Annotated in this window: 1 protein-coding gene; it reads right to left on the reverse strand. The window is 70.6% G+C overall.

Going from position 1 to position 592, the window contains the following annotated elements:
* Positions 1–526 (reverse strand): winged helix-turn-helix domain-containing protein (locus tag K6I34_RS37840; protein WP_229332523.1); only part of this gene is annotated, 526 nt, incomplete at its 3' end.
* Between the last annotated feature and the right edge of the window lie 66 nt (positions 527–592).

The raw sequence follows: 592 nt of genomic DNA on the forward strand, positions 1-592 counted from the left end.
TCGTCCTCGAAGCAGATGTAGGCGCCCAGGTCCGCCGCGGTGCTTTTACCCGCGGCCACACCTCGTCCTTCCACACCTCGACGGCCGCGTCGTCCCGCTCGATCGCCCGGTGAGCGGGCACCTGCGCGGACCAGCCATGCCGCCGGAGCAGTTTCCACACGCCCTGCACGGTGTAGCCGACGTGGAACATCCGCCCGATCAGCGTCTTGATCCGCACCAGCGTCCAGCCCTGGCCCTCATCCCAGCCGTGCGCCAGCGGTCCCCGTGCCAGCTCCCGCTCCAAACGCTCCCACTGCCGGGGAGAGAGCCGCTCCACCGACATCGGCCCCTTGGACCGCAGGGCGTCCAGGCCGCCCTCGCGCCAGGCCCGGCGCCACTTCTCGACCTGCCGCTTGCCCACCCGTAACTCGGCCGCGATCTCGGCGGTCTTCTCACCCCGCCCGAACCGCGCGCCGGCCTCCAACCGCACCCGTTCCCGGGCCTGTTGCCCCTTCGGCGTCAGCCCGCCTCCCTGCGCGTACCTCATGAACACGGCATACCGCAGGGATCACGAGCCGTCACGACCAGCCGCTATCGCGAGTTCAACCTCAGT

The organism is Streptomyces sp. UNOC14_S4, assembly GCF_020740835.1.
Taxonomy (GTDB): Bacteria; Actinomycetota; Actinomycetes; order Streptomycetales; family Streptomycetaceae; genus Streptomyces.